Annotated in this window: 16 protein-coding genes and 1 riboswitch; of the genes, 7 read left to right on the forward strand and 9 right to left on the reverse strand. The window is 46.5% G+C overall.

Annotation, left to right across the window (positions count from 1 at the left end; genetic code table 11):
- Nucleotides 1-105 precede the first annotated feature (105 nt).
- A riboswitch (glycine riboswitch) is annotated at nt 106-228 on the forward strand.
- A 153-nt stretch (nt 229-381) separates the two neighbouring features.
- From H9J30_RS11080 to H9J30_RS11090, 3 genes are all read left to right on the forward strand, one after another.
- Nucleotides 382-1740: an alanine/glycine:cation symporter family protein gene (locus H9J30_RS11080; protein ID WP_240131081.1), complete on the forward strand. Its 1359-nt coding sequence runs from the start codon at nt 382-384 to the stop codon at nt 1738-1740.
- 124 nt (nt 1741-1864) lie between these two features.
- Entirely contained in the window at nt 1865-7162 is a 5298-nt protein-coding gene (locus tag H9J30_RS11085) for a PAS domain S-box protein (RefSeq protein WP_240131082.1), read from the forward strand.
- A 61-nt stretch (nt 7163-7223) separates the two neighbouring features.
- Nucleotides 7224-8240 carry a response regulator gene (locus H9J30_RS11090; protein WP_240131083.1) on the forward strand — a complete coding sequence of 339 codons (1017 nt, stop codon included), beginning with the start codon at nt 7224-7226 and terminating at the stop codon, nt 8238-8240.
- A 72-nt stretch (nt 8241-8312) separates the two neighbouring features.
- Here H9J30_RS11090 and ygfZ read toward each other — a convergent pair whose 3' ends face one another.
- Both ygfZ and serA read right to left on the reverse strand, forming a co-directional pair.
- Entirely contained in the window at nt 8313-9269 is a 957-nt protein-coding gene (gene ygfZ, locus H9J30_RS11095; protein WP_240131084.1) for a tRNA-modifying protein YgfZ, read from the reverse strand.
- A gap of 134 nt (nt 9270-9403) precedes the next feature.
- The gene (serA, locus tag H9J30_RS11100) at nt 9404-10633 is read right to left on the reverse strand and encodes a phosphoglycerate dehydrogenase (protein WP_011071152.1); all 1230 of its coding nucleotides are present in this window, start codon (nt 10631-10633) and stop codon (nt 9404-9406) included.
- A gap of 156 nt (nt 10634-10789) precedes the next feature.
- On the opposite strand from serA, the gene H9J30_RS11105 reads away from it, so the two are divergent.
- Nucleotides 10790-11395: a DUF2238 domain-containing protein gene (locus tag H9J30_RS11105; protein WP_240131085.1), complete on the forward strand. Its 606-nt coding sequence runs from the start codon at nt 10790-10792 to the stop codon at nt 11393-11395.
- Nucleotides 11396-11765: 370 nt separating this feature from the next.
- Nucleotides 11766-12437, forward strand: coding sequence for a helix-turn-helix transcriptional regulator (locus tag H9J30_RS11110; protein WP_240131086.1), 672 nt, complete (start codon nt 11766-11768; stop codon nt 12435-12437).
- A 214-nt stretch (nt 12438-12651) separates the two neighbouring features.
- Here H9J30_RS11110 and H9J30_RS11115 read toward each other — a convergent pair whose 3' ends face one another.
- Nucleotides 12652-14160, reverse strand: a complete 1509-nt coding sequence (locus H9J30_RS11115; protein ID WP_240131087.1) for a curlin — start codon at nt 14158-14160, stop codon at nt 12652-12654.
- 14 nt (nt 14161-14174) lie between these two features.
- Nucleotides 14175-14594, reverse strand: coding sequence for a curlin (locus H9J30_RS11120; RefSeq protein WP_240131088.1), 420 nt, complete (start codon nt 14592-14594; stop codon nt 14175-14177).
- A gap of 400 nt (nt 14595-14994) precedes the next feature.
- Between H9J30_RS11120 and H9J30_RS11125 the strand changes: the two genes are divergently transcribed.
- Both H9J30_RS11125 and H9J30_RS11130 read left to right on the forward strand, forming a co-directional pair.
- A complete protein-coding gene (locus tag H9J30_RS11125; protein WP_240131089.1) occupies nt 14995-17502 on the forward strand; it encodes a S8 family serine peptidase in 2508 nt (835 codons plus the stop codon).
- 181 nt (nt 17503-17683) lie between these two features.
- Entirely contained in the window at nt 17684-17902 is a 219-nt protein-coding gene (locus H9J30_RS11130; protein WP_240131090.1) for a hypothetical protein, read from the forward strand.
- Here H9J30_RS11130 and H9J30_RS11135 read toward each other — a convergent pair.
- The 5 genes from H9J30_RS11135 to H9J30_RS11155 all read right to left on the reverse strand — a co-directional run bounded on the left by H9J30_RS11135 (nt 17826) and on the right by H9J30_RS11155 (nt 22212).
- On the reverse strand, nt 17826-18347 hold the full coding sequence (locus tag H9J30_RS11135; RefSeq protein WP_011071158.1) for a hypothetical protein: 522 nt from the start codon (nt 18345-18347) through the stop codon (nt 17826-17828). The two genes, H9J30_RS11130 and H9J30_RS11135, sit on opposite strands and share 77 nt — an antisense overlap.
- Before the next feature lie 296 nt (nt 18348-18643).
- Nucleotides 18644-19489: a pantoate--beta-alanine ligase gene (gene panC, locus H9J30_RS11140; protein WP_240131091.1), complete on the reverse strand. Its 846-nt coding sequence runs from the start codon at nt 19487-19489 to the stop codon at nt 18644-18646.
- Nucleotides 19490-19565: 76 nt separating this feature from the next.
- Nucleotides 19566-20360, reverse strand: coding sequence for a 3-methyl-2-oxobutanoate hydroxymethyltransferase (gene panB / locus H9J30_RS11145; RefSeq protein ID WP_240131092.1), 795 nt, complete (start codon nt 20358-20360; stop codon nt 19566-19568).
- 56 nt (nt 20361-20416) lie between these two features.
- Nucleotides 20417-20905, reverse strand: a complete 489-nt coding sequence (gene folK / locus H9J30_RS11150) for a 2-amino-4-hydroxy-6-hydroxymethyldihydropteridine diphosphokinase (RefSeq protein ID WP_240131093.1) — start codon at nt 20903-20905, stop codon at nt 20417-20419.
- Nucleotides 20905-22212: a polynucleotide adenylyltransferase PcnB gene (locus H9J30_RS11155; RefSeq protein ID WP_240131110.1), complete on the reverse strand. Its 1308-nt coding sequence runs from the start codon at nt 22210-22212 to the stop codon at nt 20905-20907. Before H9J30_RS11155 ends, folK begins: the two co-directional genes overlap by 1 nt.
- Nucleotides 22213-22370 lie beyond the last annotated feature (158 nt).

Consider the following 22370-nt stretch of genomic DNA (forward strand, 5'->3'; position numbering starts at 1 on the left):
CAGGAGAGTGGGGAATTAACCCCACACCGACGAGGCAACTTTGTTGTTGGAAGCATTCCATAAACAAAGCACTCTTTCAGGTGCCGCAAGGCGTGGACTGTTACTGGACGAGCCTCTGGAGAGACTACCAATTGCATTAACTTGCAATAATAGGTGGCGCCGAAGGCGAAAGTGTCGCACTGTGTTAAGCGACGCGAAACGCTCAGGCAAAAGGACAGAGGAGAGGATGACTGCACAGTCCCTGTCGTTTGTCTTTGTGGACTATTTTCCTGCCGTTATTGGCTGGGGAGATGGTATTTCTTTAGGCTGACAGCGTTGTGTCACAGCCATTTCTTTTCCTCCTCCCTTATTAATTTAGTTGTTTAATAATTGAGGAATATCATGAGTTTTGAAGCCTTGCTCAGCAGCCTAAATGGTATTGTCTGGGGTCCTATCACACTTTGTTTGTTAGTTGGCACAGGGATTTATCTCACTGCGCGACTAAAGCTTATCCAAGTTTTTCGTCTGCCAATGGCGCTTAGCCTATTGTTCAAACCCGCGAAGGGGCATGGGGATCTATCGTCCTTCGCCGCGCTTTGTACTGCATTGTCTGCAACCATAGGTACGGGCAACATTGTTGGGGTGGCAACGGCGATTAAGATGGGCGGTCCTGGCGCGTTATTTTGGATGTGGCTTGCCGCCTTTTTTGGCATGGCGACTAAGTACGCCGAATGTATGCTAGCGGTAAAATACCGCACTACTGATGCGCGCGGGCAAATTGCCGGTGGCCCGATGTATTACATCGAGCGTGGCCTCGGTTTGCGTTGGATGGCGAAGCTATTTGCGCTGTTTGGCGTGGGGGTAGCGTTTTTCGGCATTGGGACTTTTGCCCAAGTGAATGCGATAAGTGATGCCTTAACTATCGCCTTTGATGTACCAACATGGGTGACTGCGCTGGTGCTAACCCTGCTGGTGGCGGCTGTCACCTTAGGTGGCGTCCAACGTATTTCCAACGTGGCGCAAAAGCTTGTGCCAGCGATGTCGATTGGTTATGTGTTGGCCTGTGTGTGGATTTTAGTGGGTTTTGCCGATGCCATTCTACCCGCGTTGCAATTAGTGATTGAGTCGGCCTTTACCCCTGTGTCGGCTGCGGGGGGATTTTTAGGGGCGACCGTGGCGCAAGCGATTCAAATGGGGATTGCCCGCGGGGTCTTCTCTAATGAGTCTGGCTTAGGCAGTGCGCCCATTGCAGCAGCTGCGGCAAAAACCAATGAGCCAGTCGAGCAGGGCTTAGTGAGTATGACGGGTACCTTTTTTGACACTATTATCATCTGCACTATGACGGGGTTAGTGCTCATCATCACTGGCGTATGGAGCGGTGACACCGCAGGCGCGGCCATGACCAGTGCGGCGTTTAGCTTGGGGGGCTCGGCTGCTATCGGCCAGTATTTAGTCACCATCGCTTTAGTCTGCTTTGCTTTCACGACGATTTTAGGGTGGCACTATTATGGAGAGCGCTGCTGGTACTATTTAGTTGGCGAGCGTGGACTGCGTGCCTATCAAATCGTGTTTTTAGGCCTGATTGCGGGTGGAGCTTTTATCAAGCTTGATGTGATTTGGTTACTGGCCGATACGGTCAACGGCTTAATGGCTATACCGAACTTGATTGCGATTATTGGATTGCGGCATATTATCATTGCTGAAACCCAAAGCTATTTTGTTCGAACATTTGCAAACAGTACACTAAACCCTATTTATTAATGTTTTTAAAACAATATATTAGTTGAAACTGTTTTAACTTTAAGATTGTCGCCACCGAGTTCTTCGTTTACTTTATAAGAGCCCCCAAAATAGGGGGGTGAAACGGGGACTTTGAGGCGACGCCATGGACAAAAGTAAACTTCGTACTTTCCGCAGCAGGATCCTATCCCATATCGCGCTGCCATTGATTTTAATCATGGCTACCGTTTATGGGATTACTTCTTGGTTTAACTACCTTTCCATAGAACAACGCCTCTATGATAATTTAGCTCAGCAGTCTGCTCATTCAGCCTCTCGATTACAGTTCTTGCTTGAACATGCTCAGGCTAATACTCAAGGGCTTGCTGATTTTATTGGTTTTTTGGCTGACAAGAATGATATTAACGATTCTGATAAGCTGCAAAAAGTCTTAACTAATCGCCTTGAGCGTAATCCCGATTTTTATGGTTCTGCTGTAGCCTTTAAACCGGGCATTTTTCCTAATAAAAAACTTTTTTCTCCCTATGTATACCGCAGTGGTAATAGTTTCCATTATTTAGATATTGGCGCTGATGGGTATGATTACACCAATGGAAAATGGGATTGGTGGTCAAAAGCCATCACTCAAGCCGGAGGATACTGGTCAAAAGCCTATTTCGATGAGGGGGCTGGGAATACCTTGATGCTGACATACTCCGTCCCCTTTGGTGCTCAGCCGGATTATTTTGGCGTCGCAACGGTCGATTTAGCATTAGATAGATTGCCCGAGCAGCTCGGTATTTCACCCAATAGGTTAGTGGTTATGGATGACCAAGGTAGACTTATCTTTCACAGTGATAAGGATAAGGTCTTAGCCGCTTCTTCCTCTGGATGGTTGGATCAGCGCAATAGCAAAAACAATGCTTTTGGGGCGCTGTTAGATGATGGTAAGACCGGACAAGCCAGTTTCATTGATGCTAAGGGTACCGCTTATCTTGCCAGCATTGCAGAAGTAACTAAGCTGAAATGGCGCGTTGTCATTATGGTACCTCAGCAAGAATTATTTACTTCACTACTTGATGATATTGCATCAGTTATTCTCAACTTAAGTTTATTAACCTTACTCCTGCTACTGACTTGCTATATTGCAGCTAAACGTTTAACACGACCTTTGGAAGTGCTCGAATCCGGTATTTTGGCTTTTGGTCAAGGTCAGACCCAACAGCTGGCTATTCCCCAAGGCGCAGTGAGCGAGATTGTGACCTTAAGCGAAACCTTTAACCAAATGGCGGATCTTCTCGCCCAGAGGGAGCAGGCGATTTTAGACTCACGCGGTAATCGCTTTGCGCGTTTAATCGATGGCATGAGTGACAAATCCTTCTATTGTTCCCTTGACCCTGACGGCCAACTCGCCCAAGTGAGTGAAGGGGTGACCAAAGTATTGGGTATTCCCCCTGAACTGCTCAAACGTAAATATCAAAGGCTGTTTTCGGCTAACCCCCTTAACGAGAAAAACTGGGAATACACTGATCTGGCGCTTAAGGGGCAGAATGTTCCTTCCCACCAAATTGAGCTAGTGGATGCCAAAGGGCAAGCAAGGCGGTTGGATGTTTTTATGCAGCCCTTGGTGTCAGATTCGGGCGAGCTTATGTCAGTGGAAATGCTATTTACCGATGTGACTGAACAGTTTTCTGCTGCCGCTTGGTCTAACGCAGTGCTTGAGGCGGCGCCTGAAGCCATGTTGATTGTTGATCAGAATGGTCAAATAGTGTTTAGCAATAGCCGCTGCCAACAGCTCTTTGGTTATGATGCGAAAGCCATGTTGGCGTTGCAAATTGAAACCTTGTTACCAGAAGAATTAAGGCATCTACATAGGGGGGAAAGGGGGGATTTTCTGCGTGAAGGGCGTGATAGGCCAATGGCAAGTGCACGCCATGTGCGCGCACTTAAATCTGATGGCGGTGAATTCGTCGCCGAAATTGCCTTGAGCATTTTACCGAGTGATTTCGATGGTCATCGTCAAGTGGCTGCTTCGATTCGAGATATGACCCAAAAAATAGCGGTTGAACAAAAGATCCGTGATAGTGAATTACGTTTTCGCGGTCTTGTCACCAATATTCCTGGCGCGGTATACCGTACTCGCATTGGCGAGGTGTGGGTCATTGAATATGTAAGCGACAACATTGCGGAGATCACTGGCTATGCGGCAAGCCAGTTTATTGAAAATCGTCAACGGACGTTTACTTCACTGATCTTGGAGGATGATCGCGCACTGTGCAACCAGCATATCGAAAGAGCACTAGCACAGCAGGAAACCTTTGAAGTTGAATATCGTATCCGTCATCGCGATGGCAGTATTCGCTGGGTGCACGAAAAGGGCAAGGCTAGTTACTCTGAAGAAGGCTTACCTTTGTGGTTCGATGGCAGTATTGACGACGTTACTGAAAGTAAATTAGCCATTGATGAGATTGAAGCCTCAAGACTGCAATTAACCAATATCACTGAATCTATCCCTTGTACTGTGTATCAGTTGCGTTGGGTTTCTCCAACTGATCGCAGCTTTACTTTCCTATCAGGTGCCGCATTGGCAATGCTTGGGTTACACCGCGAAGAGCTGTTGCGTGACTTTAACATTATTGCTGAGCGGATTTTTGATGAAGAGCGTCCTGAAGTCATAAGAGCACTCGCGGGCAAGAGCGATGATCAACTGCGATGGATCCGCGAGTTTCGTTATCGCCATCCCAATGGTGGGATTCGGTGGATGGAAGCGGGCGCCAGTGGGCATTATGCCGATGACGGAGCCATCATCTGGAACGGCTATGTGATGGATGTGACTGAGCGAAAATCAATTGAAGAAGAGCTTGCGGTCAGTGAAGCCCACTTCAAGGCGCTATTTGATGGTGCAACCATTGGTATCGTCAATGTCGATATTAAAGGTTTCATGCTCGATTGTAATGACCAATTCTGTGTAGACATGGGGTTAAGCCGTGACGAATTACGCAGCACAACTATCTTTGACGTGTTGAGTGCGCAGGATAGAGAGGTTGCAAAAGCACAGTTTAAGGAGCTTGTTGAAGGCAAAATTGATCATTACCGAGGCGAGAGAAGTTTTATTCGCCCCTCCGGTGAGCCCTTATGGATGACTGTTAACGTGTCAGCCTTGTTGGACAGCCAGAACCAGTTTGAATCCGCAGTGGTGAGTATGGTCGATATGACTGAATTAAAACTGCTTTCGGATGAGCTACTAATCGCTAAAGAAGAGGCCGATGCCGCCAGTAAAGCCAAGGGCGACTTCCTCGCGAATATGTCCCATGAAATCCGTACGCCGATGAATGCCATTATTGGTATGTCGCAGCTTTGCTTACAAACACAACTCGATAAAAAGCAGAAAAATTATCTCGAAAAAATTGAGCGTGCGTCTCAATCTTTACTGTCAATTATTAATGATATCCTTGATTTTTCGAAGATTGAAGCGGGCAAGCTTGATATCGAAAATGTGCCTTTCCAACTCGACACTATGCTTGAAGATTTAAGCGATATGTTCTCCGAAAGGGCTGCGCAAAAGCAGATCGAATTGTTGTTTGCTGTTGCGCCCAATGTACCTCGCCATTTACTAGGGGATCCGCTGCGATTAGGTCAAGTGCTGATTAACCTGATGAATAACGCGATCAAATTTACCGAGCGTGGGGAGGTATTACTGTCTCTGAGTTTGGTTGAGCAGCAAAACGATGATGTCGTGTTACGTTTTAGTGTGCGGGATAGTGGTATTGGACTAACCCAAGAGCAACAAGCCAAACTGTTTAAGTCCTTTACTCAAGCCGACACCTCTACCACCCGTAAATATGGTGGAACAGGGCTTGGACTTGCTATCTGTAAACAACTGGTCGAATTAATGGGCGGCAACATTGGGGTCGAAAGCCAACTCGGTCATGGCAGTACTTTCTTTTTCACCGTTAAATTATGTATCTCCAGTGGGCAAAAACTTGTTGTAGGACAAGAGCTTGAAGGCATGTCTATATTGGTTGCCGATGATAATGCCACCGCAAGGGACATTATGCGCACCACGTTGGAGAGTATGGGCTTTAACGTAGATACAGTGCGTTCTGGTGACGAGGCCATTATGCGTTGTAGCCAGCAAGAATATGCTGTGGCATTGATTGACTGGAAAATGCCGAATCTTGACGGGATTGAAACGGCAAAACAAATTAAGCAACAAGCAAAAAATGCCCCGCGGATCTTGATGGTTTCAGCCCATGCCAATCAAGATTTCTTAACTCAAATTGAGCAACTCGGCTTGGCGGGCTATATCAGCAAACCTATCAGTGCATCGAGATTACTTGACGGCATTATGAATGCCCTTGGTCGCTCAGGGATTCTTCCCGTTAGGCGCCATCAAGACAATATTGCGCCTGAGTTGTTATTGCCCCTTAAAGGTAAGCGTATTCTGTTAGTTGAAGATAACGAAATGAACCTTGAGGTGGCTACTGAGTTTTTAGAGCAAGTGGGGATTATTTTATCCATTGCGACCAACGGTCAAATTGCGTTGGATAAATTAGCTCAGCAGAGTTTTGATTTGGTGTTGATGGATTGCCAAATGCCGGTGATGGATGGGTATCAGGCGACGAAAGCAATTAGAGAAAGACCCGAGTTGGCGCAATTGCCCGTGATAGCCATGACCGCCAATGCCATGGCGGGTGATAAGGAAATGTGTTTAAGAGCAGGGATGAATGATCACATTGCCAAGCCGATTGAGGTCAACTTACTGTATCAAACCCTATTGAAATATTTAGGCGCCCCAGTACCGCCTGTGGAGAATGCAGAGTTTGTTGTCAATGAATCACTTAACCCGATCAATCTTGATGTGGAGTCAGTGGTGAAATGGCCTGAGCATCCAGAACTGGATATCGATAGAGGCTTACAGTTGGTGCAAAACTCGAAGCGTCTCTACCAACGTATCTTTGATCGTTTTGTAACCAGTCAACGTAATGTTGTTGAGCAGATCAACAAGGCACTTGCCAGCAATAAGCGTGAGGATGCGGTGCGGATGGCACATACCCTTAAGGGGCTGGCCGGTAATCTCAGTTCCTCAAGGCTTGCGGAGTTGGCGCGGCAACTGGAACTCCACTTAAGTGAAAATGCGGACTACCAAGTGGAGTTAGACCAAATCCAAATTTTAGTCGCATCAATATGTGAAGCGATAGAAAAGGCCAAACCTCAGCTTGAGGAAATAAGTACGCCAACGGCTGAGCATTTGCCGAAAGATGCCTTGATTGCTGCCTTAAAGCAATTACGCCAAAGCTTAGAAGATGCTGATTCAGATGCAGTAACACAAATGGATACACTTAAACCCCAAATGAGTACTCAGTTATGGCAGCAGCTTAGTCCTGCGCTAACGATGATTAATCAATATCAATTCGATGAAGCCGTCGATTTGATTGATGAAGTGCTTGCGGAGTTAACGTAAAAGCGGTCAATCAAGTACTGTATTGACCATTGATAAAGCCACAGGAAAGGTGAACATATTGATGGATAAGGCAACAATATTAGTCGTCGATGATACACCCGAAAATATCGATATTTTGGTGGGCATACTCGGTGAGGACTATAAAGTCAAAGTAGCAATTGATGGTCCCAGAGCTTTAGCTCTTGTGACCAAAACACTGCCTGATTTAATTTTGCTCGATGTCATGATGCCCGGAATGAATGGTTATGAAGTGTGCAAGCTCCTTAAGCAAGAGCCATTAACTTGCCATATTCCGGTGATTTTTGTGACGGCCTTATCTGAGGTTGCCGATGAAGCACAGGGCTTTGCGTTGGGCGCGGTTGATTACATTACCAAACCCGTCAGCGCGCCAGTTGTCAAGGCTCGAGTGAAAACGCACTTGGCGTTATACGATCAAAAGCGCCTTCTGGAACAACAAGTTAAAGAGCGTACCCAAGAACTCGAAGAAACCCGCTTCGAAATTATTCGTCGCCTTGGTCGCGCCGCCGAGTATAAAGATAATGAGACAGGTCTGCATGTGGTGCGTATGAGCCATTATGCCCGGCTTTTAGCGATTAAATTAGGTTTGCCCAGCACCTTTTGTGAGTTGCTGTACAACGCTTCGCCTATGCATGACATTGGTAAAATCGGCACGCCCGATGCTGTACTTAAAAAGCCGGGGAAGCTGGATGCTGAAGAATGGAAAATCATGCAGCAGCATGCTGTAATCGGCGCAGAAATTATCGGTGAACATGGCGATCCGCTGCTGCAAATGGCGCGGCGAATTGCATTAACACACCATGAAAAATGGGATGGGTCAGGTTATCCCAATGGTTTATCAGGGGAAAATATTCCCATTGAAGGGCGGATTGTGGCGATTGCTGATGTGTTTGATGCGCTGACTTCACAGCGTCCCTATAAGCAGCCTTGGACCATTGAAGCGACGATGGAACTACTCGAAAACCAAGCTGGGCAGCATTTCGACCCTAGGCTGGTGGAGGAGTTTAAGCAAATCCTACCTGAGGTGATTGCGATTCGAGATACTTATTTTGAACATTAAAGCAGATTTTGAAGATTAAAGTAAAAAGGCGCCGAGGCGCCTTTTTACTACGACTAGCTCAAATACAAGGAATTAGGCTTCTTCGAGTGAGTAGGGCAATGCTTTAATACTTAAGCTAGATTGCTCGTCATCAGCAAAACGCAGCTTGGCATCGTTCTCGGTATCGTTTGCCAATACCGCTGTTAGCAATACTTGATTACCGCGTTGCACGAATTCAATGACTTGCCCCCCTTTGCGATAACCGTCTTCCATCGCAATTTCAAGGCTAGTTTCTAGATTAATCGTTAACGAGGTTGTGCCATGGAGGATATAAAGTGCACGCTTGTTTCCGCCACGGTATTTCATCCGGGCCACGGTTTCTTGCCCCATGTAACAGCCTTTATTAAAGCTAATACCGTTAATCGCTTGTAGGTTACACATCTGCGGTACGTATTGATTGGCATGGCTTGGTGCTAAGTTGGGGTAGCCTGCTGCGATTTCTAATGCTTGCCAAGCGCAGGCATCAAATACGGTGTGCTCGGCAGCAAGCGCTCTTGCGGCTTGCGGTTGCAGAACCAAAATAAATCGATCCGCATCTTTTAAAATTGCGCCATGTTCGATCAGAGTCAGTTCCTGAGCGACTTCACCAAAGTGTTGGGTGACGAATTGGTTAGCCTGTTCACCCGCCACGCCGAGTAAACACCATTCCTCCGATGCATTACTTAGGGTTGCCTTGCTAAATACCGCATATTTTTGCAGTTGCGGCAGATCCACTGCGATAGTGTCCTTTGGCATCAGCATTAACAACGCATCTTTCATCGCAAAGGTTCTAAAGCTAGCCAGCATCTTACCTTTAGGATCGCAATGTGCTCCCCAGCGCCATTGGTTGGCTTCAAGTGAACTAATATCTGCGGTCACTTGGCCATGGATAAAACTCCGGCCCTGTTCGCCGACCACTTTGATAAGGCCTAGGTGGGATAAGTTAGCGAGCATAAGTGGAGGCATAGAGGCGTCCAGATCCCAATTGGGTGTCGAAACTGCAATAGTCATAGCGAGATCCTGAAAATGAAGGCGATGCAAGAGGCTTGATTGTAGCGGAATTCCTCAGGCCTCAAAAGCATAAGGCGCACATATCTTAAATGAAATGTGCGCCTTAGATGGGGCAAACCTAAGCGGTTTAGGTTTTAGAACAATACGCGTGTGCGCAGTGTGCCATCAATTGCCTTGAGTTCTACTAACGCTTCTTCTGCTTGATGCGTATCAACTTCCATAACCACATAACCGATTTCTGCGGTGGTTTGCAGGTACTGAGCGGCAATGTTAATACCCTTCTCAGAGAAGGCCTTGTTGATTTTGATCAGCACGCCAGGACGGTTTTGGTGGATATGCAGTAGGCGAGAGGTGCCTTTGTGCATTGGCAGAGATACTTCAGGGAAGTTCACGGCCGACACAGTTGAGCCGTTATCAGAGTATTTGGCTAATTTGCCAGCCACTTCAATACCGATATTTTCCTGTGCTTCTGCGGTGCTACCACCTACATGCGGCGTGAGCAGCACATTATCTAAACCGCGTAATGGGCTGATAAATTCATCATCATTCGATTGTGGTTCAACTGGGAATACGTCAATTGCAGCGCCTGCAAGGTGACGTTCTTTAAGTGCCACAGTGAGCGCATCGATATCGACTACAGTTCCGCGGGAAGCGTTGATAAAGATGCTACCTTTACGCATAGCGGCAAATTCGGCGGTACTGATCATGTCTTTCGTTTGTGGCGTTTCAGGCACGTGCAAACTGACCACATCGGCTTGAGCCAGTAATTGCTCCATTGAGTGGATTTGCTGGGCGTTACCCAATGGCAATTTATCTTCAATATCGAAGAACACGACACGCATACCTAAGGTTTCTGCCAAAATACCGAGCTGAGTCCCGATATGGCCATAGCCAATCACGCCTAACGTTTTGCCGCGGACTTCGTAACTGCCTGCGGCGGTTTTCATCCAACCGCCACGGTGGGCGATGGCATTGCGCTCAGGAATACCACGCATCAACATAATGATTTCGCCTAATACAAGTTCGGCTACGCTGCGAGTATTGGAAAACGGCGCATTAAATACGGGGATTCCGAGGGATTCGGCGGTGGCAAGATCTACTTGGTTCGTACCGATACAGAAGCAGCCAATTGCAATTAATTTTTCGGCACGTTTCAATACATCGGCGGAGAGTTGGGTACGGGAACGAATACCAATAAAATGGGCATCTTTTATGGACTCGTGTAGCGCTTCATCACCTAACGAGGCTTTGTGATATTCAATATTGGTGTATCCCGCGCGTTCAAACACATCTACCGCAGATTGGTGGACGCCTTCCAACAACAGGATCTTGATCTTATCCTTGTCAAGCGAATGTTTCGCCATGATATGGGTACCCTCTAATTAATTGAAGTGGTTCTTGTATGCTATGCTGACAACCTTGGTCCACCAAAGTAGCACTTTTTTTGCTCACTGTGGAGGGCTAGATGGCTAAAGTTAATATTCTAAAATGAGAACAATATCGCATAAGAGGAAGGAACATTGAATAATAAAATTGCTTGGTGCGGTATTTACCTCTCAGTTTTAGTGTGGTCGGCGATAAAACCTGCCGATCCTTTTACTTGGTGGCTCGAAGCTCTGCCCGCATTAGTGGCGGTTCCACTATTGTTTTTTACCCGCAAACGCTTTGTGCTAACGCCATTGGTGTATTTTTTAGTCCTAGTCCATTGTTGTGTACTGTTTGTTGGGGCGCACTATACCTATGCCGAAGTACCATTGTTTGACACGATTGCTCAGTGGATGGGCGGCGAGCGCAATAATTACGACAAGGTAGGGCATTTTGCCCAAGGCTTTATTCCCGCGATGTTAGCCCGTGAGATTATGTTACGTAATCAAGCGGTTAAACCAGGAGCTTGGTGTGCATTTTTGGTCACTTGCTTTGTACTCGCTTTCAGTGCCTTCTACGAACTCATTGAATGGTGGGTGGCCGCAGCTACTGGTGAAGGTGCTGAAGCGTTTTTAGGGACTCAGGGTTACGTTTGGGATACCCAATCGGATATGTTTTTAGCCTTAATTGGCGCCATTGTGGCGCTGTTGAGTTTGTCTCGTGTACAGGATAAGCAAATCGCTAAGCTTACCGCTCAGTGATAACTCACTTATTACTGTTCTCCAATCCCCTCAGAATAGGATTTTGAGGGGATTTTTTGTTCCCTAAACCGTCATATTTCTGTGTTAATTTTTTGTTTAAACTTTCGATTGATCTCTTTATAGACTAAGGTATAAACCTGAGTGTAATGTAGATAGCATTTAGTATTAATTGCTGGTAAATAAGCACTATTTAGACAGTTAGTCGAATTTACTACATATATATAGATGTTATTAGTACATTTGGGTGATGGCATTCATACGGTAAGTAGTCAAAATGGGTTATGTTAATGAAATGTAGGGCGAGATATTCGTGATATTTCATCTAGCCTCATATAAAGATAACGAAATACTTTTCAGGGAGAAGAGTAAATTGAGCACTATCAATGAGTTAGTATTTTTACATCAAGTGGCGGCACCTTGCCATTTAGCGATACTTGCTGAATCTATTGGATTGAAAACACGGATCGTTAAACATGCCTCTGAGTTAGAGTTAAATGTAGATAAAGGACATCGCAGCTTCTGTTTGATTGCTCAGAAAGGCGCAGCCTTAGATAATAAAGGTATCCCACTGTTGGCGTCCCGTCTTGTACCCCATATTCCAGTGGCTTTGTATCAAGTCGAGCGCAATTCCTTAGATCAGGAATCAGCAATGCTGCTAGGAATTCGAGGGCTGCTATTTACCGATCAGCGAATGGATTTGATGCTAACAGGGCTGCGTAAAATGGTGGCCGATGAATTGTGGTACGACAGAACGTTGCTCAGCAAGATGTTTCGTCGGGTGATACAAAAATTAGACGGGCAAAATGATATGCCCGCTGATACTGTCGCGATGCTACAAGCACTTACCTCAAGAGAACGAACGATTATTCAATTTGTCTCTAGCGGAGCGCGCAATAAGGAAATTGCTCATCGACTCTGCATCAGTGAGCATACGGTAAAGGCTCATATTTCTTCTATATTTCGTAAAACGCAATCACGCAATCGCGTTGAATTATTGCGTTGGGCACAGACCTATCAAACCCATTTTGAGTTTTGCAGTTAGACGTTATTTAGGCTCGTTTGGTGCTAGCTGAACTTTGCGTATATGTCAGTCGAGATTGCTAGGTATGTGAGCAGTTTGCCCTTGGACAATCCAGTTGTGATGGTTAAAAATCAAGCAGTCAACTTACTAATTTAATAAATAAAAAACGGGAGCATATTAAATGTTCCCGTTTTTATTGGCAGCCTTCAACTTGAAAGCTGCCTATTGGTTAAGATTAGTATTGCACTACAGTCGCAACGTTCATATCACCGCTTTGAGTGACGCTGATGCTGTTGTTGTTGCCCGCTTGAGAACCTAATACTAAGTTGTCATTACCTGTTTGAGTAATCATTAGGCTGTTATTGTCACCACTCACTGCAAATGAGCTCGCTGCAAATGAGCTACTGCTATCGCCGCCCACCCAGTTACCGCTACCTGCTTGAGTGATTTCTGCTGCGTTTTCATCGCCTTCGATAATTAAATCGATTAAGTTCAGATCGCCACGGTGTTGTAGCGCTGTGACATCAGCATTGTTGTTACCTTCAACAGTGATGATGGTTTCGTTTTGATCACCATCTTGCTCTACATTGACTTCGTTATCGTCACCAGTGGCATTGACGTAGGCAAAGTTCGCATCACCTTCTTGGCTGGTTTCAATGCTGTTGTCTTCGCCGGTTGCAAAGGCAACAAGTTGGTTGTTATCCCCTTTAGAAGATAAATCGAAATCGTTATCCGTGCCGTAAGCGCCAAAGGTTGCGAAGTTGGCATCACCGCGTTGTTTTAAGTCAACGTCGTTGCTATCACCCCATACTTGGAACTCAGCGCCGTTGCTGTCACCTTTTTGCTTGATGGTGATATCGTTATCATCACCTTGAATATCAGCAATTAAAGAATCACCCACAGTGTTGCTATCGCCGTCTTGAGTGATGTCGATAGTGTTATCATCACCTGTAGTCATTGACAGATAGGCAGTGTTGTTGCTGCCTTCTTGTTCCATGCTGATATCGTTTTCACTACCGGCCAAGGCGTAAACAAAGCCAGTGTGGTTATCACCTTTTTGGTAGATATCAACGCTGTTGTCGTTACCAGCGATGCCTTTGGCTGCACCAAAGTTATTATTACCGATTTGTTCGACGGAGACATCGTTGTTATTACCCACGTTGGCACTTAGATCGAGAGCAATTAAACCCGCTTGGTTGTTGTTACCGTATTGTTTGATATCACCGTCGTTGTTATCACCTTCAACACGGAATACGGCAAGGTTTTCATCACCTTCTTGTTCAACAAGCGCACTGTTTTCATTGCCAGCAATTTCAACGTAGCTTTCGTTTAGATCACCTAATTGGTTAACAGAAACGAGGTTGTCATTACCCACGACATCGTTGCTACTTTGGTTGAAGAAACCGTCTTGAGTCACTTCAGCTTCGTTGTTATTACCTGTCACATCAACAGCGGCAACATGCCAGTCTGTTTGTTGGCTAACCGTCACTTCGTTGGCATCGCCAGTTGAATTAACCTCCGCTTCATGCCACACACCGTCTTGAACCACTGTGGCGACTTGTGCATTACCGGTTTGGGTCACTGCAGCTGCGTTAATAACACCCGTTTGTGTGACTAAGGTGTCTTGACCTTCGCCAGTTTGTTTCACGCTGATTTCGTTGATCGTACTTGCTGCTAGTGCATGACCACTTAATCCAGCTGTAATGGCTAAAGCAATCAATGACATTTTAGCTTGTGATTTCATGTGACTCTCCCTGTTTAATATTGAGTAATTGAGATTGCAGCACCGTCCGCAATCTGTTGAATCGAAAAATTGCCGCTTCCTAGCTGGTTCAATTGCACCAGGTTGTCATTGCCAATCTGGGTAATTGAAGCCTTATTTTGAGCGCCGACTTGCAGTAGTTGGACTTCATTATTGGTACCAATCTGTGTCACGAGGGAAACGTTATCGTTACCCGCTTGTGTCACGTAGGCGCTGTTATCGCTGCCTGATTGGAACACCATCCCTTGGTTTGCCGTTCCTTGCTGCACGAGGTCAATAAGATTATCGCGTCCTGAACGCTCAATGAGCGCTTGCAGAGTAATTGGCAATTCACTGACATCTGCCGCAAGGCTGGGTGTCAGATAACTACATAACAAGATAAGCAGTACCAAAAAGCGTGTTAATGGATTTGGCACAAGTGACTCCTTGCATGTGTAGGTGTTTTGGAAAGCGTTAGTACACACCTTCCAACTCAGGCATCAAGTTACGAGTCATAGTGCTGAGAGACAATTGGCCGAAAGGGTATTTATTTCGATGGTGTAATTTAAATGTTAATCCTGCTGACTTTTGTTAATCGTATGAAAATCCAGTTTTTTGTCGATTAAACCTCACAGTTACCCTATTTTTATCTTACCAAGTTGGTCTAGTAGTTAAGTTGTATTTAGCTTTTCGGTGCTTTTTAAAGTTGAAACATTATGGCAACAATTTATCGGCAAACATGCTGGAAATTCGCCGCTATTATCCATTCAACCTTGAGTGTAGGTTGCGTAATTGCCGTTCCAGAATTTCAACGTAAAGGACTATAGGAAGCTCAATATGTCGATAAAACTCTCACCGTTGGCGTTAGCAATTACAGCAGCTATGACGTTGTCAGCCGTACCGGCTATGGCAAAAGATGCCCCTGTCTATGAAAAAGATGCCATTCTCGTGGTGTATAAAGACAATGCAACTAAAGCGGAGCGCTCGGCGGCTCAGCGTTTAATTCGTGGAACATTAACCGATGTCAATGCCGATGGTGTCGACGATAAATTTCCGCATTTACTTAACGGCAAGCTGGCCCGTTTAGCATTGCGTAAAGGCGCCAATATTGAAGATGCCATTAAGGTGATCAGCCGTCATCCTGCGGTGAAATACGCTGAGCCTAACTATATTATCAAGGCGATAGGTACACCTGATGACCCAAGTTTTGCCAGCCTATGGGGAATGAATAACACTGGCCAAAGCGGTGGCACTGCTGATGCGGATATCGATGCGCCTGAAGCTTGGGAAATTACCACAGGTAGCTCTGATGTGGTGATTGGTGTTATCGATACTGGTGTGGATTACAACCATCCCGATTTGCAAGCCAACATCTGGGTCAATGCGGGCGAAATTGCGGGCAATGGCATCGATGATGACGCAAACGGTGTTATCGACGATATTCACGGTTTCAGCGCTGTGAATAATAACGGGAATCCAATGGACGGAAACGGCCACGGTACCCATGTTTCTGGCACGATTGGCGCTAAAGGTAATAACGGTGTCGGTGTAGTAGGCGTTAACTGGGACGTTAAAATTGCCGGATGTCAGTTCCTCGATACTGACGGTTATGGCTCTACCGCGGGCGCTATTGCCTGTATCGATTACTTCACCAACCTTAAGGTTAATCATGGTGTTGATATTAAAGCGACCAACAACTCTTGGGGCGGTGGCGGCTTTAGTCAAGCATTAAAAGATGCGATTGATGCGGGTGGTGAAGCTGGGATTTTATTTGTTGCCGCAGCAGGAAACGATGCCGTCGATAATGATGCGAGCCCACACTATCCTTCAAGTTATAACTCTGATGTGGTGTTCTCCATTGCGAGTACAACTCGCAATGACCGTATGTCAGACTTCTCACAATGGGGTTTAACCAGTGTTGATATGGGCGCGCCAGGTTCGGCGATTTTATCAACTGTCCCCGGCGGTGGTTACGCGACTTACTCTGGTACCTCGATGGCGACTCCCCACGTGACGGGCGCCGCAGCTCTCGTTTGGGCATTAAACCCTGACTTAACACCTGTTGAAATGAAAGAACTACTGATGGCTTCAGGTGATGCGAATGCGGATTTAACCGGTAAAACGGTTGCGGGTACTCGCCTCAATGTGGCTAATGCGCTGGAGCAGGCTAACCCATCACCTAGCTATAAGTTCACCGTATCACCAGCTTCACAATCTGTCGAAGCGGGTAGCGCTGCAAGCTATAACTTCAGTGTTAGCAGCGTGGCTGGTTGGAATGGCGATGTGGCGTTGACTGTCAGTGTGTCACCTGCACTTGAAGGGGTTTCATTATCAAGTTCAACCGTTTCTGCGGGTGGTTCATTTACCTTAAACGTGGCGACAACCGCGCAAACGGCTTGGGGGGATTACAGCATTACGGTGACGGGCAATGATGGTGCGATTGAAAAGTCTAAAGTCGTGTCGCTTAATGTGTTCCCACAAGGATTAAACGATTTTACCTATGGTAATGAGAACTCTGTAGCCATTCCGGATAACAACCCTAATGGCGTTATTAGCACAATAGAAGTCGCCGATGATGTACAGATTTTTGGTGTGCTTGCTGACGTGAATATCAGTCACACTTGGATTGGTGACTTACGTGTTGTGCTAACCTCACCAGCGGGTACTCAAGTGGTGTTACATAACCGCGATGGTGGCAGTGCTGATAATATCGTTAAGAGCTGGGATCTAAGTGCATTCGATGGTGAAAATGCAAAAGGTACTTGGTCGTTATCAGTCGATGACAATGTTGCGGCTGATAGAGGAACGCTTAATAACTGGGGCTTAGTCATCAGCGGCTTAGGTGAGGCTTCCCCAGCTGCGCCTGTTGCAGGTTTTGAGTTTGCCGTTGAAGGATTAGGCGTAGCCTTCACCAACACCAGTACAGATGAAAACGATGATATCGTCAGCTACAGCTGGGACTTTGGTGATGGCGCAAACTCAACAGAGATGAACCCAAGCCATGTATATGCTGCAGCGGGCACTTATACTGTGTCTTTGACTGTGACTGATTCAATGGAGCACAGCAACACTGTGACGATGCAAGTACAAGTCTATGAGCATAATATTAATGCGGCGGTTAGCCGCGCATTAGTATCACGCCGTGGCAGTGCGATGGTGGATCTTACATGGGATAGTGCTTTAGGTGAAAACGTTGCCCTTTACCGGAATGGTGAGTTGGTGGTAACGACTGAGAACGATGGTAACTATCGTGATCGCTTTACTACCACTGCCTCAAGTGTGACTTACCAAGTGTGTGAAACCACTGGAACATTATGTTCTGCGCCAGTTGTTGCACAGTTCTAATGGATGGATAAAATAACAAGGCGACCTTAGGGTCGCCTTTTGTTTATGGTCGTTATGTTATACCAATCACATTAAATATCTAATCAGTTCAGAGCCTCACAGGCATTTCAATCCAAGGCGCATTGACGCAGAAATGGTCATTCCCTTTTAAGTCAATGCAACACCGGAGTGAGATGTCTGTGTGGCTCCCAAAGGGCGGGTTTCAACGCGCTTTATACTGCGTTTAAGGCTTTCGACAGAGCACCACTATGCCTTCAAGCCTTCGCCTTGTCTAAAGCGCGTTGAATTCCCGCTGAATGAACAGATATTTAATACGATTGGTATTAATGTTTATCTGATAATTTCTTCGGCTGAGTTTCGGCGCCAATTTGCGTTTTTCGTTCGGATAATTGTTGCATGAGTTGCCGATTGATTGAGGTAAGCTCATCAAAATGAGCATTAATTTTATTTACTTGGCTTAAGTAGTCAGGATCTGTTTTCTCTTTATTTTGCCAATATCGTTGACGTTCGAGTTTTTGTAATTCACTTGCCCTTAGGATATCAAAATAGCTATTTTCTTGTTTTAAGCGATAGAGCTCACCGTCGAGTAATTGCAGCAATTTATCCTTGGATAAAGTCTGGCTATTTAGTAAGGCATGCAGCGGGTCGACTTTGTCTTCACGTTTATCGGAATCAATTTCAGTCGTTATCCCTAACTGATATTCAATTTTATGTTGACTATATTCCTGTGGGCAAGCGGTTTGGCTAAAGACGACTTTATCGTCTTTACGACATTTATAGACGGTATTTGCGAGCGCTGCAGTGGGCAGGGTTACGCAAATAAGGGTCACGATGAGTCTTGCCATTCGACGACAAATCCTTTGTATACGCGATGAATGAAGTTATCACTATGGGTACTAAGCCAGAGTAAAATGGAGTTGTTTTCTCCCCATTTAAACTCTAGCAGGTATCAATCCGTGTGCTATAAACATATGTTACTTAAGGTTAACATTTGTGAATACTATGACGTAAGTTAAAGAATAAAACCAGTTTTTTGACAATGGAAATTTTTTGACGCTCAGCTAGACGCCCCAAAATACGAGTAGTGCAGAGGTAATAAAAAAGGAGCCTAAGCTCCTTTTCTCAAATCTTAAATTGATGCTTAACGATCAAAGCGCAGATTATCGATAAGACGCGCTTTACCAAGGTAAGCTGCGGCTAAAATTACGAGGGCTTTATCCTGGGTTTCAGCCTTTGCTAAGGTATCTGCATGACGCACTTCTAAGTAATCAGGGGTAAAGCCTGCAGCGGTTAAGCTCGCTTTGGCTTCCTCGGTGACTTGTTCGATGCTGATACCTTGCTTGATCCCTTGCGCCATGGCATCAATGGCTTTTTTCAGTGCGGGCGCAGCGGCTTTTTCTTCCACAGTAAGGTAGCCATTACGTGAACTCATGGCTAAACCTGAGGCTTCGCGAATGGTGTCAATACCAATTATTTCAATGGGTAAAGATAAGTCTTCAACCATAGTGCGGATCACTAACAGTTGTTGATAATCCTTATTACCAAAGAACGCGACATCCGGTTGCACTATGTTGAACAGTTTACAGACAATCGTCGAGACGCCACGGAAGTGACCAGGACGACTGGCGCCGCAGAGCACATCGGAGATCCCTGGTACTTCCACATAAGTTTGCTGTGCTAACCCTTTGGGATAAATAACCGCTGGGGTTGGTGTAAACAACAGCTCTGCTCCCGCTGCAGTTAACGCTTGGCTATCGGCCTCTAAGGTGCGCGGGTAGGCATCGAGATCTTCATTTTGCCCAAATTGCATGGGATTGACGAAGATCGACGCGACTACGTGGTCGCACTTCTTGGCCGCTTCTTTCACTAAGGTGATATGTCCCTGATGGAGATTACCCATGGTTGGCACAAAGGCGACGGTTTCGCCCTTGGCACGCCATGCTCGCACTTGAGTACGAATATCATCGATATGGGCGCTAGTGATCATTAACTCTTACCTTGCTAAAACCTAAAATGAGTTGGATGTGTATCGGCACAATCAAATGAATGTGCGCTCTGTACTCTTAGTTAAACGTGTGCTCCGCACTTGGGAAGCTGCCGTTGGCGACTTCTTCAATATATGCCCGCACGGCAGAACGGATCTCGCCAGTTTGTTTTAGGTAGTTCTTTGAAAAACGTGGGATATAACCACTCGAAATACCGAGCACGTCGTGCATTACTAGGATCTGACCATCTGTCGTGGCGCCTGCGCCGATGCCGATAACGGGAATAGTTAAGGCTTGAGTAATTGCGGTGGCAAGTGATGCGGGAATACATTCAACCACTAATAGCTGCGCGCCTGCTGCTTCTAAGGCTTTGGCCTCATCGATAATGCGCTGGGCATTTTCAGCGTCGCGGCCTTGCACTTTAAAACCACCAAAAACGTTTACTGATTGTGGCGTTAGGCCCAAATGAGCACAAACAGGAATGCCACGTTCAGTCAATTTGGTGACTGTTTCCAATAACCAGTGGCCACCTTCAAGTTTGACCATATTGGCACCCGCTTGCATGAGCGTGGTGGCATTATCCATGGCCTGCTCTGGCGTGGCATAACTCATAAATGGCATATCAGCGATCAGCAGTGAGCGCTCAATACCGCGACGCACGCAACGGGTGTGATAGGCAATATCGGCGGTCGTGACGGGCAGGGTATCATCGTGGCCTTGGAGAACCATTCCCAAAGAATCGCCGACCAGTAGCACATCGATGCCTTCGCCGTCGAACGCGCTGGCAAAGCTGGCATCATAGGCTGTCAGAGCGGTGAATTTTCTACCTTCCTGTTTGTATTTCAACAGGGTTGAGCTAGTAACTTTAGACATATGGGTGATCTTCAAACCAAATGGAAGTGGTGTTATAAGCTAACTGGGTGCTGACTTCAATGATCATTGCCCAGTAGTTGTAACTCGGCCAAGAATTTTTCACTGATGAGGCTTTGTAGCGGTGTTTTACAGGGTAAAACCAGATCGGGAGCAATAGCGGCTAAAGGCACCAGTACAAAGCTACGTTCTTTCATGCCATAGTGCGGCACTTTGAGTCTGGGCTCATCGATGATGGCATCACCATATAAGAGTAAGTCGAGATCTAAGGTTCTAGGTCCCCAACGTTCTTTGCGCACACGACCTTGGGTATTTTCGATGTGTTGCAATGCATCTAACAAGGCGAGTGGGGTAAGCTTGGTCTCAAAACTTGCCACGGCATTAATATAGTCGGGTTGAACTACCTCTCCCATCGGCGTTGAGTGATAGTAGGGCGAAACCTTAAGGTTTTGATTTTCAGCCAAGCTGGACAAGGCCATCAAGGCATTGTCCAGCTGTGCTTTGGGATCTTCAAGATTCGCCCCTAGGGCGACAAACACTTGAGTCATTATTCTTCGGCTTTAGCTTTTGCGGCACTTGGGCGACGACGACGGCGCTGGGGGGTATTGCGATTACGGTTGCCTGAGGCTTTGTTACCACTGCGAGCAATGGCTAAACGCTCAGTTTCATCCGCTTCAACAAACTGTTGCCACCAAGCGGCACTCTTGGCCAAATTGCCACCTTCGACTTCACCACGCAGTAACAGTAAGTCGTATGCTGCTCTAAACTTCGGATGCTCTAGCAGTTTAAAGGCGCGTGTGCCTTGGCTGCGCTCAAAGCGGAGTTGTAATTGCCAGATATCTTTGGCTGGTGTGCTAAAACGGCGCGGAATGCTAATGGTTTGGCATTGCTGCTCCATGACATCACCCATCGCCGCGAAAAAGGCATCGTATAAGGTGAGGCCACTTTCTACGGCAATATCTTCGGCGCGTTGGCGCAGTGGATACCAGAGGATCGCCGCATAGAAAAACGATGGCGTCACGGGCTTATCTTCATTTACCCGATCATCAGTGCTCTTCATGATGGCTTGCACCATCTTCATCGTAGGGCCTTTTGGCGCTTCTTTTAAGAGGGCATCCACCTGAGGAAATAGGGGCGCAAACAGTTTATATTCCTGCATCATGTCAAAGTTTGCCACGGCTTTGCCAGCGAAGAAGAGTTTGAGCACTTCTTCATACATGCGGGCTGCAGGAATATCTTTAAGCAGTGGTGCTAACTGTTTGATCGGCTTAGCGGTCACTTCGTCGATGGTCATGCTGAGCTTAGTGGCAAAACGCACGGCTCTGAGCATACGTACCGGATCTTCGCGGTAACGGGTTTCGGGATCGCCAATCAGTCTTAAGGTGCCCGCCTTAAGATCTTCCATACCGCCGCCGTAACTGCGGATAGAGTAATCGCTAATATCATAGTAAAGGGCGTTAACGGTGAAATCGCGGCGCTCGGCGTCTTCATCGATTTCTCCGTACACGTTATCCCTGAGCAAACGCCCTTCGGCATTGGCTTTGGAAATCTTTTCATTGCTTTCACCGTGGTGACCACGGAAAGTCGCCACTTCAATCACATCGCGGCCAAAAACGATATGCGCCAGACGGAATCGACGGCCGACTACACGGCAATTGCGAAATAGTTTTTTGATTTCTTCCGGCGTCGCATTGGTGACAACGTCGAAGTCTTTCGGTTCGAGTCCGAGGAGCAAATCCCGTACACCCCCACCCACTAAATAGGCTTGAAAACCGGCTTTATTCAGTCGATATAGTACCTTAAGCGCATTTTCACTAATCTGCTTGCGGGAAATGGAGTGCGCATCCCGAGGCACGAGCGCCAAGCTTAAGCCGCCGGATGTGAGTTCAGGCGTTTGGGGTTCAATCTGAGCTGGAGTTGGAGCGGTCGTTTTAGGCGCGTCTTCAAATAGCTGCTTGCAGAATTGGCTGATACGGCGAAAAATGGGACACCTCGGAATGTATCTGTTACGTG

It is taken from the genome of Shewanella cutis (assembly GCF_022410515.1).
Lineage (GTDB): Bacteria > Pseudomonadota > Gammaproteobacteria > Enterobacterales > Shewanellaceae > Shewanella > Shewanella cutis.